Annotated in this window: 12 protein-coding genes; 3 read left to right on the plus strand and 9 right to left on the minus strand. The window is 59.9% G+C overall.

What is annotated here, in order from left to right; all coding sequences use genetic code 11:
• Window positions 1-23: 23 nt before the first annotated feature.
• From HUX88_RS24375 to HUX88_RS24395, 5 genes are all read right to left on the minus strand, one after another.
• On the minus strand, window positions 24-3,047 hold the full coding sequence (locus HUX88_RS24375) for a type I restriction endonuclease subunit R (RefSeq protein ID WP_176363444.1): 3,024 nt from the start codon (window positions 3,045-3,047) through the stop codon (window positions 24-26).
• The gene (locus tag HUX88_RS24380) at window positions 3,044-4,261 is read right to left on the minus strand and encodes a restriction endonuclease subunit S (RefSeq protein ID WP_176363445.1); all 1,218 of its coding nucleotides are present in this window, start codon (window positions 4,259-4,261) and stop codon (window positions 3,044-3,046) included. Before HUX88_RS24380 ends, HUX88_RS24375 begins: the two co-directional genes overlap by 4 nt.
• Complete coding sequence (locus HUX88_RS24385; protein ID WP_176363446.1) at window positions 4,258-5,838, minus strand: type I restriction-modification system subunit M; 1,581 nt, start codon at window positions 5,836-5,838, stop codon at window positions 4,258-4,260. Before HUX88_RS24385 ends, HUX88_RS24380 begins: the two co-directional genes overlap by 4 nt.
• Window positions 5,839-5,932: 94 nt before the next feature.
• The gene (locus tag HUX88_RS24390) at window positions 5,933-6,433 is read right to left on the minus strand and encodes a DUF3368 domain-containing protein (protein ID WP_176363447.1); all 501 of its coding nucleotides are present in this window, start codon (window positions 6,431-6,433) and stop codon (window positions 5,933-5,935) included.
• Entirely contained in the window at window positions 6,417-7,481 is a 1,065-nt protein-coding gene (locus HUX88_RS24395; protein WP_176363448.1) for an ImmA/IrrE family metallo-endopeptidase, read from the minus strand. Before HUX88_RS24395 ends, HUX88_RS24390 begins: the two co-directional genes overlap by 17 nt.
• 521 nt (window positions 7,482-8,002) lie before the next feature.
• On the opposite strand from HUX88_RS24395, the gene HUX88_RS24400 reads away from it, so the two are divergent.
• Window positions 8,003-9,514, plus strand: a complete 1,512-nt coding sequence (locus HUX88_RS24400; RefSeq protein WP_117011823.1) for a tryptophan halogenase family protein — start codon at window positions 8,003-8,005, stop codon at window positions 9,512-9,514.
• Between the two features lie 6 nt (window positions 9,515-9,520).
• On the opposite strand, the gene HUX88_RS24405 is transcribed toward HUX88_RS24400, so the two are convergent.
• Complete coding sequence (locus HUX88_RS24405) at window positions 9,521-11,071, minus strand: tryptophan halogenase family protein (protein ID WP_176363449.1); 1,551 nt, start codon at window positions 11,069-11,071, stop codon at window positions 9,521-9,523.
• Window positions 11,072-11,167: 96 nt separating this feature from the next.
• Window positions 11,168-13,888, minus strand: coding sequence for a TonB-dependent receptor (locus HUX88_RS24410; protein ID WP_176363450.1), 2,721 nt, complete (start codon window positions 13,886-13,888; stop codon window positions 11,168-11,170).
• A 470-nt stretch (window positions 13,889-14,358) separates the two neighbouring features.
• On the opposite strand from HUX88_RS24410, the gene HUX88_RS24415 reads away from it, so the two are divergent.
• Together HUX88_RS24415 and HUX88_RS24420 are read left to right on the plus strand one after the other, a co-directional pair.
• Window positions 14,359-16,209 carry a glycoside hydrolase family 13 protein gene (locus HUX88_RS24415; protein WP_176363451.1) on the plus strand — a complete coding sequence of 617 codons (1,851 nt, stop codon included), beginning with the start codon at window positions 14,359-14,361 and terminating at the stop codon, window positions 16,207-16,209.
• On the plus strand, window positions 16,206-18,758 hold the full coding sequence (locus HUX88_RS24420; protein WP_176363452.1) for an esterase: 2,553 nt from the start codon (window positions 16,206-16,208) through the stop codon (window positions 18,756-18,758). The genes HUX88_RS24415 and HUX88_RS24420 overlap by 4 nt, the downstream gene beginning before the upstream one ends.
• Here the strand turns inward: HUX88_RS24420 and HUX88_RS24425 are convergent.
• Together HUX88_RS24425 and HUX88_RS24430 are read right to left on the minus strand one after the other, a co-directional pair.
• Window positions 18,755-20,260: a bifunctional diguanylate cyclase/phosphodiesterase gene (locus HUX88_RS24425; protein ID WP_176363453.1), complete on the minus strand. Its 1,506-nt coding sequence runs from the start codon at window positions 20,258-20,260 to the stop codon at window positions 18,755-18,757. The genes HUX88_RS24420 and HUX88_RS24425 overlap by 4 nt on opposite strands.
• A 113-nt stretch (window positions 20,261-20,373) precedes the next feature.
• The coding region (locus HUX88_RS24430; protein ID WP_229219512.1) for a methyl-accepting chemotaxis protein at window positions 20,374-20,852 on the minus strand (479 nt) is incomplete at its 5' end.

The following is a 20,852-nucleotide window of genomic DNA, read 5'->3' on the forward strand; positions in this document are numbered from 1 at the left end:
CCGCTCCAAAAGCGTCCGTCTACTCAGGCAAGACCGGAGTAGCGCTCGAAGAATACTGCAAACTTTTCGAGCACCACTTTCTTCTTAATCGAATGGCCATTATTTTTCGAGAACCTCGAGATCGGCGGCAATATCCTTGTTATAGCAGTGCCAGCGGTCGGGATTGCTCCGTCACGAAAGGCGTTATTAAGAAAGGCCCGAGTCTCCTCCGCATTGAGTCCCTCATCGACAATGATCTGCTCCAACTCTTCCGCCTTTCGAGCCGCAACGAAAGACTTCCACTGTACATCGACCTTGGCATTAGTGGATACGGATGCTACGAATTGCTCGATGAGGTCTTTCTTGTTACGTAGCGACGGACTAGCGTTGATCGTGCGTTCGATGGTCTCTAAAATTTCTTTGTCCGCAGCTCCTCCTTTCGTCTTCAGGAGCTTCTCGACCAGCATCAAAATAAAATCGACGTTGATTTCAACTTGCTTAATTAGCTCGATCTCGAACACGACATCATCGTTGATGGACTCCTTCTCTGCTTCCGACGCCTTGCGAAACTCAGCATACAAGTTCAGATACAGACTCTGGTAATCCTGAAAATCGCGCTCACTGAGGATTTCATCGCCCGTGAAATCGTCGAAAGCGGAGAGAATATTCTTCAGTCGCAGGATTGCGCCAAATAGCTTGATGAACGCTTTCTGCGCCGTCTCGCCGATGAGCGCCGCACCCAATGGGAACTGTTCAATCAGTTCAGCTACTAGCTTCTGATATTCGTTGTAATACTCGGAATACGGCTTCAGCACCACAATGCCCTTGGCATCCTTATTACCGAACAAAGCCAGAGCATCATTGGTTTCCTGTTCGAGATCACGGAAAGAAACGATATTGCCAAACGTTTTGACCGAGTTCAGAATGCGGTTGGTGCGCGAGTATGCTTGGATCAGTCCATGCGCCCGCAAACTCTTATCCGTCCAGAGAGTGTTGAGTGTGGTGGCATCGAAGCCGGTCAAGAACATGTTGACCACGATCACCATATCCAACTCGCGTTTCTTCAGACGCAGTGACAGGTCCTTATAATAATTTTGGAACTTGTCGTCTGAGGTATCAAAGCTGGTACCGAACATGACGTTGTAGTCGGCGATGGCCGCATCCAGAAAATCGCGGGAACCTTGATCCAGGTCTTCCGTTTCAAATTCCTCTTCGCCCAACAGACCGTCGGTCTCATCCTCGTTGGCAGCAAAACTGTAGATCAGCCCGATCTTAAGCTGCTTCGCTTTTGGAAGTTCCATCTGTTGCTTGGCAAACTCGGTGTAATAACGCTTGGCCGCATCGATAGAAGCGGTGGCGAACAGTGAATTGAATCCGAGGAGGCGCTTGCCATCGTGTCGATAGCCAGCACTGCGCTTAGTTTTCTGGTCGAAGTGCTCGCGAATATAGTCTACGACTTGCGTGATACGTTCCGGTGCAAGTAACGCACGTTCCGTGTCAATGGCTAGAACCTTCTTATCCTTAACACGTGGCGATGTCTTGATTGTATTGATGTAGTCAATGCGGAACGGCAGAACATTTTTGTCGTTGATCGCATCGACAATCGTGTACGTATGCAGCTTGGCGCCAAACGCCTGTTCCGTGGTACGCCGGAGCAGATTGCCGCCGCTGCTCGCGTTGTCAGCGAAGATCGGCGTGCCGGTGAAGCCGAACAGATGGTAACGTTTAAAGACCCGTGTTATTTCGGTATGCATGTCACCGAACTGGCTACGATGGCATTCGTCGAAAATCACCACTACATGTTGGTCGTAGATTGCATGCTTTTTGTTCTTTGCCACGAAGCGGCTGAGCTTCTGAATAGTGGTGACTATGATACGGGCATTGGGATCTTCCAACTGCCGTTGTAGAACAGTCGTGGAAACGTTGGAATTGGCTGCGCCCTTCTCGAAGCGTTCGTACTCACGCATAGTCTGGTAATCCAAATCCTTGCGATCAACCACGAACAACACCTTATCGATATTGTCCAACCCGCGCGCGAGTTGCGCTGCCTTGAAGCTGGTAAGCGTTTTCCCACTACCGGTGGTATGCCAAATATAGCCGCCCGCAGCCGTGGTACCCAACTGCCGGTGATTGGTAGCCGTGTGAATGCGTTGCAGGATACGTTCCGCTGCGACGATCTGGTAAGGCCGCATCACCAGCAACTTGCGGTCCACGTCGAATACACAGTATCGTGTCAGGACATTAAGCAGCGTATGCTTAGCGAAGAAGGTCTTGGTGAAACCGACCAACTCTGTAATAGGCTGGTTTTTTGCATCAGCCCACCAACTAGTGAATGCAAAACTATTGGATGTATTGGGGCGCGATCGCTTGCTACGTTGTTCTGCTAAATGCCCATCTCGTACAGTGTTGCTATAATATTTTGTCAGGGTTCCATTGCTGATAATGAAGAGCTGCACGTACTCAAACAAGCCGCAACCAGCCCAAAAACTATCGCGCTGGTACCGGTTAATTTGATTGAACGCCTCACGGATATCCACGCCTCGCCGCTTAAGCTCCACGTGCACCATAGGGAAGCCGTTAACCAGCACCGTCACATCATAGCGATTGACGCGCGAGCCCGTGACTTCGTACTGGTTGATGACTTGTAGTGCATTGTTATGGATGTGCTGCTTATCGACCAGATAAATGTTCTTGACAGTACCATCATCGCGCTTGAGAACCTGAATATGGTCCTCCTGCAGACGCGCAGTTTTCTCGATAATGCCATCGTTGGCACCTGCGATACAAGTGGTAAAAAAACGTTCCCATTCGTCATCGGAAAACACAATCTTGTTGAGTTTTTCGAGCTGGCAGCGCAAATTGACTAACAGTTCACTCTCGGAAGATATAGGCAGATATTCATATGCCTGCTCTTCCAATTGTTCGATGAAAGTCTTTTCCAACTCCGCTTCGCTTTGGTAAGCCGCCTCGCGTACGCCAAGGAATTCAGGCAAGAACTCTGCGACAACGGTACTCTCATTGGAAACAGCAATCACATCATAATGGTATGGCGCAAATTCTTCGCTCATGCGGTCTCCGGGAATGTAAGTAAACGGTCACGGTAGTGCTCATATTGCTGGCGACGAGCAGTCAGCTCAGTTGGCAGGGCTACCGAAAGATCGTTCACCCGAGCTTCCAGTTGGTCGAGGATGGCGACAATACGCTCCTGTTCTTCGACCGGCGGAACTGGGATGGCCATTTTGGCGAGGCTCTCTCCAGACAAGCGTTTGACCTTTGCGCGCGCGACAAACTTGTTTTTCTCCGCATGAAAGGCAGCGGTCTGAAAGTAATAAGAGACGAACTTCGGATTTAGCGAGTGACGAAATACGAAGCAATCATCGTGAATCGCAACTTTACCATCGCCAAGCCACGCCACGGCCTTTCCAACATCCTCGACCGTCTCACCAACTCCTGCAATCACAAGATCGCTCGGCTCCGCGAAACGAAGCGCTGATGCCATCTCAACATGAACATACGAAAGCGCCACAGTAGCGGCGGTGCCATAATGTGTATAGATGTCACCATAATGTATGCAGGCCAAGCCCATGGGACTGAGGTCATTCCTTGTAAAACGACGCCCGCGAAAAAATCTGCCAACTTCTGCCATAGTGACCCAAAGAGTATCTCGATCAGCGAAGGCAAACAATGCATCGCGATAGTACCGATACTGTAGCTGTCGCGCCACTAGTTCTGCCCTGAGTTCCGCATCCAGATTTTTTTCGAGCTCTGAAAAGGCCTCCAATACTTTCACAATTTCACGCTGAACTTCAAGCGGGGGCACAGGTATCCGATATTTCAGAATCATCGCCTTGCTACCGCGAGGCATCTTCGCCCCTTTAGCATGTCGCATATTAAAGTCGAAAAAGGCGTCTGATGAAAGTATCCAATAGAGGAATGTCGGTAACAACCTTGTTTGATATGCCTCGACGATTCGCACCGCAAGAACATCGCCACTACAACCACCTGAATTCGAAGCCAACCATATTTTCTTAAGATAGGGGCGGATGTTTCCGATGAGGATGTCGTCAGATTGATATGCAGAGAGGCTTCCTTTATTGGGGACACAGTTTGAAGCGACACGCCCAGCTTGGTTTGAGAGCAGGTTATCAACCCCTACAAACGTCTCAGCGTCAACCGATGCAGCCAAGACTCGCGTATTGGAATACGCAGCAACCTCGCCAAGCAGCCGAAACTCCGCACAATTAGGACCGTATTCAGCAATTAGATCAGCAATCCTGCTCATACCACTGTCCCGTCAAGATCAGCGACGATGGCATCAATCTTCCCTCTTAACGTTGACTGGCGGGCCACGATGTCCGCGATATCGGAATTCAAAGCTTTTATGTCTATTGCCTTACGATTGTCAGCTTGTTCGACATAAGAGGAAACGGAGATGTTGTAGCCGTTCTCCGCAATGTCGCGGTTATTCACCAATCGCGCAAAATGAGCTACGCTCTTACGCTTGATGTAAGCATCTAAGATCTTTTCCAGATGAGCGGCTAACAGCTTGTTCTTGCTGCCGCTCCGCTTGAATTCGCTGGTGGCGTCAATGAACAAAATAGCGTTGTCCCGCTTGGACTTCTTCAGCACGATAATGCAGGTAGCGATAGTGGTGCCGAAGAACAGGTCAGGCGGGAGCTGGATGACCGTATCCACGTAATTGTTCTCGACCAGATACTCACGAATTTTCTGCTCCGCCCCGCCACGATAAAGAACGCCTGGAAATTCAACAATGGCCGCCGTACCATTCACCGCAAGCCAACTCAGGATGTGCATAGTGAATGCCAAATCAGCCTTGCTCTTGGGGGCAAGCACACCGGCCGGGGCGAAGCGCGGATCGTTGATGAGCAGGGGATTAGAATCACCCTCCCATCTGATCGAGTAAGGCGGATTAGAAACGATGGCCTCAAAAGGCTCATCATCCCAATGCGCTGGATCGGTGAGCGTATCGCCGTGGGCGATGTCGAATTTTTCGTAGTTAACGTCATGCAGGAACATATTGATCCTGCAAAGATTGTAAGTGGTCAGATTGATTTCCTGACCGTAGAAGCCTTGGCGCACCTTGTCATGGCCCAATACTTTAGCGAAGTTGAGTAGGAGAGAGCCGGAGCCACAGGCAGGGTCGTACACTTTGTTGATTTCAGTCTTGCCGACTACAGTGATGCGAGCGAGAAGTTCGGATACTTCCTGGGGGGTATAGAATTCACCACCAGACTTGCCAGCAGTAGAGGCATACATTTGCATCAGGTATTCGTAGGCGTCACCGAACAAGTCAATTGTATTGTCCGAAAAGCTGCCGTTGGCGCTGCTCAAAGGCAGGCTACCGATAGCTTCAAGCAGTTTCACCAGCTTATCGTTACGCTTGACCACAGTAGGGCCGAGTTTATTGCTGTTGACGTCAAGGTCATCGAACAGTCCTTTGAAGTCGTCCTCACTATCTGCGCCAATTGCGGAACGTTCGATATCGGCGAAGACACGGCTGAGAGTTTCGTTGAGGTTGACATCCAGACGAGCGCGCTGGCGTACATTAGCGAAAAGCTGCGACGGCAGAATGTAAAACCCCTTTTCTTTTACGGTGTCAGCAAGACCGAAATAGGCATCAGCATCGCTGAGCACGGCGTAGTCGAAATCCGGATTGCCCGCTTTGCGTTCTAATACATTCAAGTAGGCGGTAAGATTTTCTGAAATGAAGCGGTAAAACAGCATTCCGAGTACATAGCTCTTGAAGTCCCAGCCGTCCACGCTGCCGCGCAGATCGTTAGCGATGCGCCAGATCGTTTTGTGCAGTTCCGCTCGTTCAATTTCTTTGATGTTATTCACGTTCCCAAACTTTCACTCAAAATTTTGGCCGCTGAGACAGCGGCCTTGTTGTCGGATGCTACTGTGACCGCTATGCGGACAAACATCCAAATCCCTATTCCATTGGAGGCGTAGCTTCAAGGACCGTCAACGCCTGTTCAGCGGCATTCCAAGGCAAACGCCTACCGTTTGCGCGCATCTTATGGAGCGCCGCCCTGGCCGCCGCGACGGTGATGCGCCGCTTACGCACCATCTCCAACATTAGCCAGACGGTACCACGGACCTCGACCTTTTCCATCTCGGCAGCCTGCCTAAGAGCCGCATCGCCTGTCAATAACGGGCAGTTCTCGACCTGCGCCAACACCAACGCGAACAAATCATTGCGCCCCGGCCTGGGGTAGGTTTGGCTCATCACCTGGACGCGCCCAACATTTTCGGCTGACAGCGTGCGTATCTGCAGTCCTATATCCAACAAATGAGCATGTTGCGCCTCCAACTCTTCATAATACAAAACATCCGGTACGGCGAACTGGTAGCCGAGACTGAACATTGATGCCACCAGATCGCCCACCTCTACATCCATCAAGATGTTGGCATCACTAATCAACAGCAGCATCGCCGCCCTCCAGCGAGCGAACGCGCCGGAATTTTTGCAATGGCATGTTCATTAATTCGGCCGCCTTCGACTCCCCGATATACTCTTCAGCCAACGCGTGAAATACCAGTTGCTCAAAGATGCGCGGCGTTTCGGCAGGGCACTCACGCCCGGGCTCCTTCACATGCCATCCCTTGAGACGAAAAAGCTTCGTCTGTTCTGCACGGTAGGCTGGAGAGACAACGCCAAGGTCCTGCGCTCGATGTAGCACCCCGGACATTGACAATCCGAACTCATCCTTAAGCAAACCCAACTCTTTCAATTCGATGGCGTTGCGGTGTTCTCCTAACTCTTGCAGAACAAAAGGACGGGGAAACAGGAAAGCGCCGGCAAAACGATTACATGCCAACTCTTCGTCAAGACCTTCAGAAAGACGCCCCTCAAGCATAAGATGGCCCAACTCGTGCGCCAGCGTGAAGCGCTGACGATCCCCCGGCCAATGGCGACCAACGACCACAATCGGCATACCGTCGACGCGCGCAGCAAGGCCATCGAACTTGAAATCGGCGCCAGCTTCGACCATAAAGACACGAACACCATTCGTTTCCAGTATGTCTATCAAATCAGGTATCGGATCGAAGCCAAGATCCCACGCCTTACGGATACACTCGGCCACCGTTTCGATTTCATCCATCCCACCGATAGAGTCCGGCAATTCGCCGACCGCGGAAAACACCTTGACTGGCGAATGCGGAAACAAATTTTCCAACTCGATGCGGCGCTCGATCTGATCCATTACCTCATGGGTAATGGCATCCAAACGTTTTTTTGGTAGGGAGCTGCGTTTACGATATTCGATACCCTCCAGGGTAACAGGCTCAGGACGAAAAAAATATTCGGTACGCACATTCAGCGCACGCGAAAGCCCCAGCAGGATATCACTGGAGGGCATGGCGACACCGTCTTCATATTTTTTGATGGCAGCGTGAGAGACGCCTACCCGCTCACCCAGATCGCGCAGTGACAGCCCTGCCGCCTTGCGAGCCCGATGCAGTCGAACACTAAACATAATCCCCCCTCGCTCACAAACCGGAGTTGGCCGGCAGGTTTCCAGAAAATCAAAATATATTTAAAATTGTAAACCAAGACGTCAGCCCGTTCAAGGCCCGTGACCATGGCTTCAGGCACGGCACATGTCGTACTTTGGCCGCCTCATCCGCGTTGTCGCAGATGCGCAGTTGGCAGCGATAAAGTCTTCACGGCCCAGCATAACCGCGCAGGTCTTCGCCACAGTTCCTATGGTGCGCAGATGGACCTCGGTCTTCTCCCGCGAATACAGGCACCAGCGGAAAGTAGGACTGCAGCCGCAAGCCCTGCGTTCGCCTCCTCGGTCGACAAGTGCGCTGGGACATCTACTCCGGCAAGACCAAGCCAGCCGGCTACCACAAGAGCTGCCTGTTGCGTACTCAGAACGCCGCGTTCGCCACAGGGAGAAGAAGCCCCCTCTCCTGTGTATGTTAAGTTATTGATTTGGCACCCCATCGGAGGGTGCCAAATCACATCACTACACATATAACTACAGGAGACAAAATGGGTCTTGGACTGGTGAAGAACGTCGTCATCGTCGGCGGCGGCACCGCTGGATGGATGACCGCCGCCGCGCTGTCAACGCTGATTTCAAACGGATGCAAGATCCGCCTGGTCGAGTCGGACGAGATATCGACCATCGGCGTCGGCGAGGCGACCATCCCGGTTATCCGGGGCTACAACCAGTTGATCGGCGTCGACGAAAACGAATTCCTGCGCCAGACCCAGGGCACCTTCAAACTCGGCATCGAATTCGTCAACTGGGGCAAGCAGGGCGACTCCTACATCCACGGCTTCGGCGTGATCGGGCGCGACCAGCTGCTGGCCAAGTTCTACCAGTACTGGCTCAAGCTATACCAGGACGGCCAGGTGCCGGACATCGAACACTACTCGATCAACACCGTCGCCGCCCGCAAAAACAAATTCCTGCGCGCCGTCAGCGACAGCACGGGCTCTCCGCTGTCCGACATCTCCCACGCCTTCCACTTCGACGCCGCGCTGTACGCCAAATACCTGCGCGGCCTGAGCGAAAAACGCGGCGTGCGCCGCACCGAGGGCCGCATCGTCGAAACCGTGCTGCGCGCCGACGACGGCCATGTCCAGGCCATCGTGCTGGAAAACGGCGAGCGTATCGAGGGCGACCTGTTCATCGATTGTTCGGGCTTCCGTGGCCTGCTGATCGAGGGCGCGCTCAACACCGGCTACGAGGACTGGTCGCATTGGCTGCCGTGCGACCGCGCGATCGCCGTGCCGTGCGAGTCCGTCAGCCCGCTGCTGCCCTACACGCGCTCCACCGCCCACGACGCCGGCTGGCAGTGGCGCATCCCGCTGCAGCACCGCATCGGCAATGGCCACGTCTACAGCAGCAAATTCATGGAGCCGGAACAGGCGGAGTCCATCCTGATGAATAACCTGGACGGCAAGCCGCTGGCGCAGCCGCGCCATCTGCGCTTCACCACCGGCAAGCGCAAACGGGCGTGGAACAAGAACGTGGTGGCCATCGGGCTGGCGGGCGGCTTCATGGAGCCGCTGGAATCGACCAGCATCCATCTGGTGCAAACGGGGATCACGCGGCTGCTGACGATGTTCCCGCACAAGGGCTACGACCAGCCCGACATCGACGCCTTCAACCAGGCGACCGACGAGGAGTACGCCGCCATCCGCGATTTCCTGATCCTGCACTACAAGCTCAATGCGCGCGAGGGCAAGCCGTTCTGGGACTACTGCCGCAACATGGAGATACCGGCCACGCTGCAGCGGCGCATGGATCTGTACCGCAGCAATGGCCGCATCATCCGTGGCAGCGATGAGCTGTTCACGGAAACCAGCTGGCTGCAGGTGATGCACGGCCAGGGCCTGCGCGCCAAGGGCTACCACCCGCTGGTGGACCAGCGCTCGGCGGAGGACATCGCCGCCTTCCTGGGCAACGTCAAGGAGGTGGTGCTGCGCTGCGCCGAACATATGCCGACGCACGAGGAGTACATCGCCTCGTGCTGCGCGGCGCCGCCGCTGTAAAAACGCTTAGCGCATGCCGTAGTTCGGCCGCTTCATCCGCATCGCCGCCGATGCGCAGTGGGCGTTGATGAAGTCTTCGTGGCCCGGCATCTTGGCGGCGCAGTTTTCCACCACGGTCTTGATGGTGCGCAGGTGAGCCTCGATCTGCTCCTGCGGATACAGGTCCACCAGCGGATGGTAGGACTGCGGCCGCATGCCCTGCCCCAGCATCACCTGCAGCCAGCTCACGGACGCGAACATCTCGTCCTTCTCGCGGTAGAAGCGGCCGTGCTGCTTGAACAGGTCCATCTTCTGCTTCAGGCTTTCCGGCACGTCCATCGTGCGGCAGTAGTTCCAGAACGGCGTGTCGTCGCGCTCCGTCGCGTGGTAGTGCAGCACCAGGAAGTCGCGGATCTTGTCGACTTCGAAGTGCGCCTGGCGATTGAACTCGTCGATGTTGTGCTGCTCGAAATCGCGGTCCGGGAAAAGGCTCATCAAGCGCGCGATGCTCGACTGGATCAGGTGAATGCTGGTCGATTCCAGCGGCTCCATGAAACCGCTGGACAGGCCGATCGCCACCACGTTCTTGTTCCAGAACTTTTTCCGCTTGCCGGTGGTGAAGCGCAGCGGCTTGGGCTCGGCCAGCGGCGCGCCATCAAGATTCGCCAACAACTGCGCGGTGGCTTCGTCGTCGCTGATGTATTTGCTCGAATAGACATGGCCATTGCCGATGCGGTGCTGCAGCGGGATGCGCCACTGCCAGCCGGCCGTGCGCGCGGTGGCGCGCGTGTACGGCGTGATCGGCCCATGCGATTCGCACGGCACCGCCAATGCGCGGTCGCACGGCAGCCAGTGGGTCCAGTCCTCGTAGCCGGTCTTCAGCGCGCCTTCGATCAGCAGGCCGCGGAAGCCGGAGCAGTCGATGAACAGGTCCGCTTCGATACGCTCGCCGTTCTCCATCGTCACCGCCGCCACATGGCCGTCGCCCTCGCGCACGATCACATCGGCGATCTTGCCCTCGGTGCGGACCACGCCGCGCGCCTCGGCGAACTTGCGCAGGTAGCGCGCATACAGGCCGGCGTCGAACTGGAAGGCGTGGGCGATGTGCGACACCGGCGAGTTGCCGGCATCGACAGCGCGCATGAATTTGTTCTGCGGCGCCGCCACCGCCGCCAGCGAGTAGGCGCCGAAGTCCGGCGCCAGCCCGGCCTGGTGCAGCTTGAGCCAGTAGTGGTGGAACTCGACCAGGCCCATGTCCTGGCCGATGCTGCCGAAAGTGTGGATGTAGTTCTCGCCCAGCCGCCCCCAGTCGACGAACTGGATACCCAGCTTGAAGGTGCCCTGCGTCTCGCGCAAGAAGTCGTCTTCGTCGATGCCCAGCGCCTGGTTGAACAGTTTGATCTGCGGGATGGTGGCCTCGCCCACGCCGACCGTGGAGATCTCGTCCGACTCCACCAGGCGCACCTGGTAGTGGCCGCCCAGCAGTTTGGACATGGCCGCCGCCGTCATCCAGCCGGCGGTGCCGCCGCCGACGATCAGGATCTGCTTGATGCGGCGGTCCGCTTGGTTGTGCTGCATGTTTGTCTCCAGCTTTTGTATTGTCCGATATTGTGCACGAAAAAAAACACCCCCTGCCGGCTGCTGCTGACAGGGGGTGTTTTGGACCGGTCCGAATTACATCTTGTAGTTCAGGCCCAGCAGCATGGTGCGGCCGTACTTGGTGTACTCGCCTGGCACTTTCAGGGTGCCGTTGCTCAGGGTGGTCTGGTAGGCGGCGTCGTTCGCGTTGATCACCTGGAACAGCAGCGACAGGCCTTTGTACTGACCTTCCTTGAACTCGTAGCCAACCTGGAAGTCCACTTGCGCGGCGCCCTTGATGTCGGTGAAGGTGCGGTCGGCGCCGAAGCCGGTCACTTCGCCACGGAAGTTGGAGCGCTCGCTGCGGGTTACGCGTGCCGAGTAGCCCGACTTCTCGTAGAAGAACTGAACGTTCGACACGGTGCGCGACAGGCCAGGCAGTGCGCCGGTGGTGCCGGGGCCGTCCGGAGCGATCTCGCTCTTGGTGCGGGAGATCGAGCCGGTGGCGCCGAAGCCGTCCAGGCCGGTCCACAGGACCTTGCCGTCGATGGAGCCCGACAGTTCCACGCCCTTGATCGAGCCGCCCGTGCCGTTGGCCGGCTGCTTCAGCGTGCCGATGTTCGATTTCGGCGTCACGCCATCGTTAGGATAGCTGGTGTAGTCGAACGGTACGATCTGGTCGTAGATGTAGGTGCTGAGCTTCTTGTAGAAGGTCGCGGCGCTGAAGTAGGTGCTCTTGTCGAAGTACTTCTCGTACGTCAGGTCGATCGCGTTGGCGCGCCATGGCTTCAGCTTGGGATTGCCGCCGTCGCCGGTCCACGTCAGCTTGGTGGTGTCCACCGACGCGCTCGACGACGCGCGCAGCTGGTCCAGGCGTGGACGGGCCATCGTCTTGCCCAGGCCGAAGCGCACGTGCTGCTCGCTGCCCAGGTCGAAGTTCAAGTTCAGGCTAGGCAGGAAGTCGTTGTACGACGTGCCCTCGTCCACCGACTTCGGCTTGTTCAGGCCGTTGGTGTCGACGTTGAACGCGTTCGAGCTCTGGTTGGTGTGGATCATCTGCACACCGAAGTTGCCCTTCACCGGAACGCCCCAGGTGTCGTCGATGCCGACCTTGGCGTAGGCGGTCGAGACCTTCTCGCTGACCAGCCAGTCCTTGTTGTAGATGTCCTGGTGGATCTTAGGCGTCAGCGTGTACAGGCTGTTGACGGCGCCCATGATGTCATAGGACAGGATGCCAGGGATGCCGGCGAAGCCCAGCGAGGTCGGATCCTGGATCAGGTTCGACGGCACGCCGATCGGCGCGCGGCCGTTCTTCAGGTTGACCAGCATCTCCGCCGATTGACGGGTCTTGTCGCGCTTGGTGAAGTTGACGCCCACGTCCAGGTTGCTGAACATGCCGTCCAGGCTGCGCTTGGCCGAGAAACGGGCCGATTTCAGCTTGTCGGTCACCTGCGGATACTTGACGTAGCCGTCCTGGCCCCAGCCGCCCGAATCGCTCAGCTTGACGACGGAAGGATCGGCGTAGTTCAGGCCGGTGGTCACTTGCGGCAGGCCGGTGTTGTTGTCGCGGACGATCTTGGCGCTGTCGTTGCCCGACGCGCCGGCGTAGGTTTCCAGGATCATGTCCTGGCGGTCCGCCTTCGAGTAGCTGAAGTCGGCCATGCCGGTCCAGTCCTCGTTCATGCGCAGCTTGTTGTTCCAGCCGATGGCGAACAGCTTGTCGCGGTTGGTGTTGAGGTCATTGCGCAGCACGGGCTTGATGCCGCCCACGGTCGCGCTCTGCAGCACCTGGGTGCCGCCGTAGCTGGCGAAGATCGGGTTGGCGTAGGTCAGGCCGCCCATCCAGTTGCCGGTGCCGAACTGCATGCCACGGATGGTGGTGTCGGAATCGAATTTCGAGTAGTAGGTGTCGACCATCGACTGGAAGTCGCGGTTCGGTTTCCACTGCACGACCGCCATCAGGCCGTCGCGGGTCTGCTTGGTCGAGCCGGCGTCGATCTCGTTGCCGGAGTTGGCCAGGCCGGTGGTGCTGCCGGTCTTCGGATCGAAGCCGTAGCCCCAGCTGCTCCACTTCTGGTACTGGCCAGGCGAGTCCAGGCGGGCGTAGCCCAGCGCCACACCCAGGGTGCGGTTGTTGAACTGGTCGATGTAGATGCCGCTCAGGCGGTAGCCCTTGTCCTTGTAGCCGGCGTTCTGCTTGCCGATCGAGTTCTTCTCGCCACGCACGTTGATCGCCATCGTGCGGCCCGGGAATTCCAGCGGACGCACGGTCTGCAGGTCGACCGTGCCCGACAGGCCCTGGCCGACCAGCGATGCGTCGGGCGTCTTGTAGACCACGGCGCCGTTGATCAGTTCCGATGGATACTGGTCGTATTCGACGCTGCGGTTGTCGCCGGTGGACGCCTGTTCACGACCGTTGAGGGTGGTGGTCGAGAAGTCTGGCGCCAGGCCGCGGATGCTCAGCACCTGGGCGCGACCGGCCACGCGTTGCGCGGCCACACCTGGCAGGCGCGACAGCGATTCGGCGATCGACACGTCCGGCAGCTTGCCGATGTCTTCAGCGGAGATCGCCTCAACGATGGATTCGGAATTCTTTTTGACGGAGATCGCGTCTTCGATACCGCGGCGGATACCGGACACTTTCACCGTTTGGATTACAGGCGCGTCGGCGGCCTGGCCGGCGGTCGCGTCTTGCGCGTAGGCGGAACCGGAAATGGCGGACAGCAGCATTGCACAGCCGGCTGCTACCGGGCTCAACTTAAATGCAACACTGGTCGGAGCCGAGCTGGCGCCGCGCTGGTTGGCGGATTTGATCATCAAATGTCCCCTCACTCATCTAAAAATATACCCGCGACACTACAGCCTGCTCTCGCACCATCGACTACACGGGTTCCAAGGATTGCAAACGTTCTAAAAGACGTTCTATGAAGAATTTTGTACTAAAACTAGATTCTGTGTCAATCAGACTTCAGCCGCGCTACGTCCACAGAGTGGCACTAGCCCTTGGGCGCCCCGTGAAATCGCCGTGCGCGTTGTATTTCGGCTACAGAAACCACCCTGCAACGATGTAGTGGAACTACATATTTGACCTCAATACCACTTCAGTACGTAGCATTTCCAACGTCGCCGCCGCACCGAAGTTGCTTCATGGATAACTTTAAGACGGACTCAACCGGGAAATGTATTAAAACTAGAATCCGGCATTTGATGCCCTCCCACTTTCATAGTATTCTCGGGCGGAACTGCACAGAAAAACAGCTGTAGTCCGACTACCTGATGGAGACACCATGAGCAAAATCCTCGCCGCCGCGCTGCTGTCCGCGCTGCCGTTCATCGCCCACGCCGACAACTACCGCATCGAGCACATGGACCCGCCGTTGTGGTGGACCGGCATGCACAACGGCGCGCTGCAGCTGATGGTGCACGGGCCACGGATCGCCGACCTGGAGCCGGCGCTGGCCTACCCCGGCGTGCGCATCGCCTCGGTGGAGCGGGTCGCCAACCGCAACTACCTGTTCGTCAACCTGGAGATCGCTCCCACCGCCGCGCCGGGGCGGATGGACCTGGTGTTCAAGCGCGACGGCCAGGCCGTGCACTACAACTACCAGCTGCTGGCGCGCGCCGCCGGCTCGGCCCAGCGCGCCGGCTTCAACAGCAGCGACGCCATCTATCAGGTGATGCCGGACCGCTTCGCCAACGGCGATCCCGCCAACGACAACGCGGCCGGCATGACGGAGCGCGTCAACCGCGCCGAAGCCTCGGGCCGCCACGGCGGCGACCTGCGCGGCATGGCCGAACATCTGGACTACATCGCCGGCATGGGCTTCACCACCGTCTGGCCGACGCCGTTGCTGGAATCGAACTCGCCGGCCTACTCCTACCACGGCTACGCCACCACCGACCATTACCGCATCGATCCGCGCTATGGCAGCAACGAGGAGTACCGCGCCTTTGTCGCGCAGGCGCGCGCAAAAGGCCTGGGCGTGATCCAGGACGTGGTGCTGAACCACATCGGCGACAAGCACTGGTGGATGCAGGACATGCCGATGGCGGACTGGCTGACCTACCAGGGCAAATTCGTGCCGACCGAGCACCATCGGGTGGCGCTGCAGGATCCCTACGCGTCGGAAGAGGACAAGCGCAACTTCACCGAGGGCTGGTTTGTCGAGAGCATGCCGGACCTGAACCAGGCCAACCCGCATGTGGCGACCTATCTGATCCAGAACGATATCTGGTGGATCGAGTACGCGGGCTTGTCCGGCCTGCGGGTCGATACCTACGGCTATTCCAACACCGCGTTCCTGAGCCGCTGGTCCGGCAGCGTGATGGCCGAGTACCCGAAGCTGAACCTGGTGGGCGAGGAATGGAGCCCGCTGATCCCTGTCGTCGCGCACTGGCAGGAGGGCAAGCGGAACTTCAACGGCTACGAATCGCACATGCCGAGCATGATGGACTTCCCGCTGACCGATGCCATGCGCCGCGCGCTGGCCGCGCCGGAAGGTGCGGAGCACGGGCTGACCAATCTGTACGAGACACTGTCGCAGGATTATCTGTATCCGAACGCCGGCAACCTGGTGCTATTCGAAGGGAACCACGACATGTCGCGCATCTACAGCGAGCTCAATGCGGACGATGGCTTGTTCCGCATGGCGATGGCCTTCATCGCGACGGCGCCGCGCATCCCGCAGTTCTACGCCGGCACGGAGATCCAGATGACCAGCACCACCAAGGGCCGCGACGATGCGTCGTACCGTCGCGACTTCCCCGGCGGCTGGCGCGGCGACGCGGTCAACGCCTTCACCGGCGCAGGCCTGAGTGCGCAGCAGGCGGCCGCGCAGGCCTATGTGAAGAAGCTGTTCAACTGGCGCAAGGGCGCGTCCGTGATCCATCATGGGAAGATGATGCACTACGGTCCGGAGCAGAATACCTACGTCTACTTCCGCTACGACGGCGCCAAAAAAGTCATGGTAGCCTTGAACAAGAACGCCACCGACACCGTGCTGAAAACCGCGCGCTTCCATGAGATGCTGAACGGCGTGCGCGCCGGCGTCGACGTCATCAGCGGCAAGCGCGTTGCGCTCGATGGCGAAGTGACGCTGCCCGCGCGTTCGGCGCTGATACTGGAGATCGAACAATGAAGCTGTCCCGTCGCCGCCTTGGCGCCTTGTCCCTTGCCCTGCCCGCGCTGGCGGCCAGCGCCGCCACCACGCTGAGCACCAGCTATCCCACCTGGGACGGCAAGCAGGAGACCGTGCGCTATGCCACGCCGGACGCCGGCGCCCCGCTGCGCAGCTACACGCAATCGACCACGATGCGCGTGCGCGACGGCGGCAAGCAGGAGATCGGCTACGCGGAGGCGGAGGGACTGCCGTCCGTCCGCAGCGGCAACCTGGCCTTCGATGCCTTGTTCGCGCTGGCCGGCGCGGAGATGAAGCAGGACTCGGTCGGCGAGATCCGCGACGGCAGCTACAACGGCGGCAAGGCCATCGCCTGCGATTGCTTCGAGACGGGCGAATTGTGGCACTACGTGTGGACGCGCGACCTGTCCTATGCGGCCTCGCTGGGACTGGGCATGCTGGACCCGCGCCGCGTGCGCAACTCGCTGGAATTCAAGCTGTCCGGCTATCGCGACGGCGTGCGGCCGGGCGCGCACGTCGCCGGCAGCGCCGACGGTTTGCAGATCATCCAGGACACCGGCAGCGGCGGCAGCTGGCCGGTCAGCACGGACCGCGTCAGCTGGGCCTTCGGCGCGGAGGAAGCCTTGAAGGCGCTGGCGCCGGAAGAGCGCAAGGCCTTCGCGGCGACCGCGCTGCGTGCGCTGTCCAACACGCTGGAGAACGACCGGCTGGCGGCCTACGATCCGTTGGACGGCTTGTACAACGGCGAGCAATCCTTCCTCGACTGGCGCGAGCAAAGCTACGCAAACTGGATCGCGGGCGACCTGGCCAGCATGGCGACGTCGAAGGCGTTGTCCACCAACGCCGGCCATTACAAGGCGCTGACGCTGGCGGCGCGGCTGGCCCGGGAACAAGGCGACGCGGCGCTGGCGGACAAGTACGCGGCGTGGGCGGCGGATCTGAAGCGCGCCATCAACCAGCGCCTGTGGCAGGCCGACGCCGGCATGTACAGCAGCCTGACGGCCGGCCACTTCGACGGCGCGCCGATGTACAAGTACGACTGGCTTGGGCAATCGCTGGCGATCATCACCGGCATCGCCGACCGCAAGCAGGCCGAGAGCATCCTGGCGCATTATCCGCATGGTCCGCTCGGCGCGCCGGTGATCTATCCGCAGCAGCCGGGCGTGGCGATCTATCACAACCGCGCGATGTGGCCGTTCGTGACGGCCTTCGGCCTGAAGGCGGCGGCGATGAGCGGCAATGTCGCCGTCGCCGACGCGGCCTACGATACGCTGATGCGCGGCGCGGCGCTCAATCTGTCGAACATGGAGAACCTGGAGTGGTTGTCGGGCCAGCCGATGCTGAAGGACCGCCAGGGACAGCGTGACCTGAGCGGGCCGGTGGTCGACTCGCGGCGGCAGCTGTGGTCCGTCGGCGCCTACCTGGGCATGGTGGTGGGCGGTGTGTTCGGCGTGCAGACGACGGACGACGGCATCGCGCTGCGTCCGTTCGTGACGGCCAGGCTGCGGCGCGAGGCGTTCGCGGGCAGCGATACGGTCACGCTGAACAATCTGGCGCTGCGCGGCAAGCGCGTGCAGGTGCGGCTGTCGCTGCCGCCCGCCGCGCGCGGCGATGGTTATTACGAAGTCGATGCCGTCACGCTGAACGGCAAGCCGGCGGCGGCTTCGCTGGCCTGGTCGGCACTGGACGCGGACAATGTCATCGAGATCCGGCTCGGCAAATTGGTGGCGGGCCAGCAGGTCAAGCGCAGCGTGGCCGCGCAGCCGCTGGCGGTCGATCCTGCCGCGTACGCGCCGCCCGAGCCGCGCATCGTCAAGCTCGAGCGCGGCACCTACGATTTTCCGACGCTGCATCTTGAGGGCACCGGCAAGGGTGTGGTCTACAACATCTACCGAAACGGCAAGCTGGCCACGCAGCGCGTGAGCGCCAGGACCTGGGCCGACCGCCGCGCCACGCTGCCGGGGCATGGCGAGAGCGACAATCTGTGCTACTCGGTGGAGGCGATGTATGCCGGCTCGGGCAACCGCAGCCATCACAGCGCGCCGGTCTGCCTGAACAGCGGCGTGGAGATCGCCGCCGGCGACCGGCGCGTGTTATCGAGCGTGGCAGAAGCCGACGGCCGCATCGCCGGTTGGGGCGCGCCGGGCGATACCTTCGCGGTGCAGGACATCAAGGTCGAACGCGACGGCGCCTACGCGCTGCAGCTCAAGTACCGCAACACCGCGCACCAGGTCAACCTGGGCATCAGCGGCGGCGTGAAGTGGATGACGCTCAAGGATGGCAACGGCGCCGTCGTGGCGCAAGGCGTGGTGGCGCTGCCGCATTCGCCGGCCAGCGCCGGGCCCTCGTGGTCGACGCCAGTGAAAGCCGCGCTCAAGGCGGGCAGCTACCGCATGGAGCTCGGCGATTTCTACAACATGAGCTACCTGCAAAGTAACGCCAGCTATGGCGACGCGGGCGGCGTCAAGGGACCGTCGAACCGCTTCGATATCCACGGCGTCCGCATCATGCCGCTGCCGCGCGGCGCTGGCACGGCGGGCGGCGGCTAAACGGCCGTGTCCACCGGCGCCGACAGCCGGCGGCGGTTCGCCAGCAGTGTTTCCAGCTCGTCCGGCGGCACGGCGGCGCTCAGGCAGAAGCCGAAGGCCTCGTCGCAGCCCATCGCCGTCAGCTGGGCCAGCTGGTCGCCGGTCTCCACGCCGCCGGCGATCACCTGCATGTTCAGCGTGTGGGCCATGGCGATGATGGCGCGCACCATCGCGCCCTCGTCCGCCGCGCGGCCGTCGCCGTGGCGCTCGGCCGGATGCGGTGTCGCGCGGCGCAGGTCGTCGACGAAGGAATTGTTGATCTTCACCAGATCGACCGGGAAGCGCCGCAGGTAATTGAGCGACGCATAGCCGGTGCCGAAATCGCTGATCGAAATACGCATGCCCAGCTCCTTGAACTGGCGCAGCACGGCCTCGCAATTCTGGTTCTTGTCGATCAACATGTCCTCGGTGATTTCCAGTTCGATGTAACGCCCCGGCACGCCGGCCTGCGCCAGGATGTCGGCAAAGACGCCAGCGATGTCCTTCTGGTAGAACTGGCGCTGCGACAGGTGCACCGACACCGTCAGCGGATGGCCCAGCTCCATCCAGCGCCGCGCCTGGGCGGCGGCGGTGGCCAGCACCCACGCGCCCACCGGCAGGATCAACGCGCTGTCCTCCAGCACCGGCAGGAAGTCCGGCGGCATCACCAGCCCCAGCTCCGGATGGCGCCAGCGCAGCAGCGCCTTGACGCCGGTGATCTTCTGCTCGTTCAAGTTCAGCTTGGGCTGGTAGGTCAGCACGAACTCGCCGTGCTCCAGCGCGTGGCGCAGCGCGGTCTCCAGCACCACCCGCGAGTAGGCCTTGGCCTGCATGCTGGGCGCGAAGCGCACCCCGGCGCCCTTGCCGCGCTGCTTGGCCGCGTACATCGCCAGGTCGGCCTTCTCCAGCAGCGCCTCGATGTCGAGGTCGTCGTCGGGATAGACGGCGATGCCGATGCTGGCGGCCACCGCCAGCGTCTCGCCGTGCACCAGGAATGGCGCGGCGATCGCCGCGTTGATCTTGTCGGCCACCTGCTGCGCGTCCTGGGCGCAGCGCAGTTCGGTCAGCAGCACGATGAACTCGTCGCCGCCCTGGCGCGCCACGGTGTCGACCTCGCGCACGCACTGGCGCAGGCGCTGCGCGAACTGCACCAGCACCTGGTCGCCGGCGTCGTGGCCGAGATTGTCGTTGATGGCTTTGAAATGGTCGATGTCGACAAACAACACCGCCAGCAGGCTGCCGTGCCGGCGCGCGTAGGCGATGCCGTGTTCCAGCTGCAATTGGCATTGCAGGCGGTTGGGCAGGCCGGTCAGGTTGTCGTGGTGGGCGATGTAGTCCAGCCGCATTTCTGCGTCGCGGTGGGCCTCCAGCGCCGATTGCAGCTGGGCGTAGCGGGCGCGCATGCCGCGGACCCGCAGTTCGCCGTACCACAGCGCCAGCAGGCTGAATGCAAGGCCGGCCAGTACCGGCAATAGACTGTTCATGCTGTCCCTCTCCGTCCGGGGGAAGAGGGAAGCATACTCAATAGATCAGCAGTTCCAAGCCTGTTCGCGCATGTATTTGAGCGGTATCAAAAGACGCACCGCAATCGGGCCGCTCAGGCCACCTGCAACAGGCGTCGCGGGGCTGCCGGCGCGTGGGACGCGTGCCGCTGCTCCTGCAGCTTGAACACGCTCACCGCCGCCGCCAGCCCGGCCGCCTGCTGCTCCAGCGCGTCGGCGGCCGCCGCAGCCTCCTCCACCAGCGCGGCGTTCTGCTGGGTCACGCTGTCCATCTGGCTGATGGCGATGCTGATCTGTTCGATGCCGTCGCGCTGCTCGCCGCTGGCGATCGAGATCTCGCCGATGATGGCGGTCACGCGCTGCACGCTGGCCACCACCTCGCCCATGGTCTCGCCGGCCTGCCCGACCAGCCGGCTGCCGGCCTCCACCCGCCCCACCGAATCGCCGATCAACTCCTTGATTTCCTTGGCGGCCGCCGCCGAACGCTGGGCCAGGTTGCGCACCTCGGAAGCGACCACGGCGAAGCCGCGCCCCTGCTCGCCGGCGCGCGCCGCCTCCACCGCCGCGTTCAGCG

It is taken from the genome of Duganella sp. BJB1802, from assembly GCF_013369445.1.
GTDB classification, from domain to species: domain Bacteria; phylum Pseudomonadota; class Gammaproteobacteria; order Burkholderiales; family Burkholderiaceae_D; genus Rugamonas; species Rugamonas vulcania_A.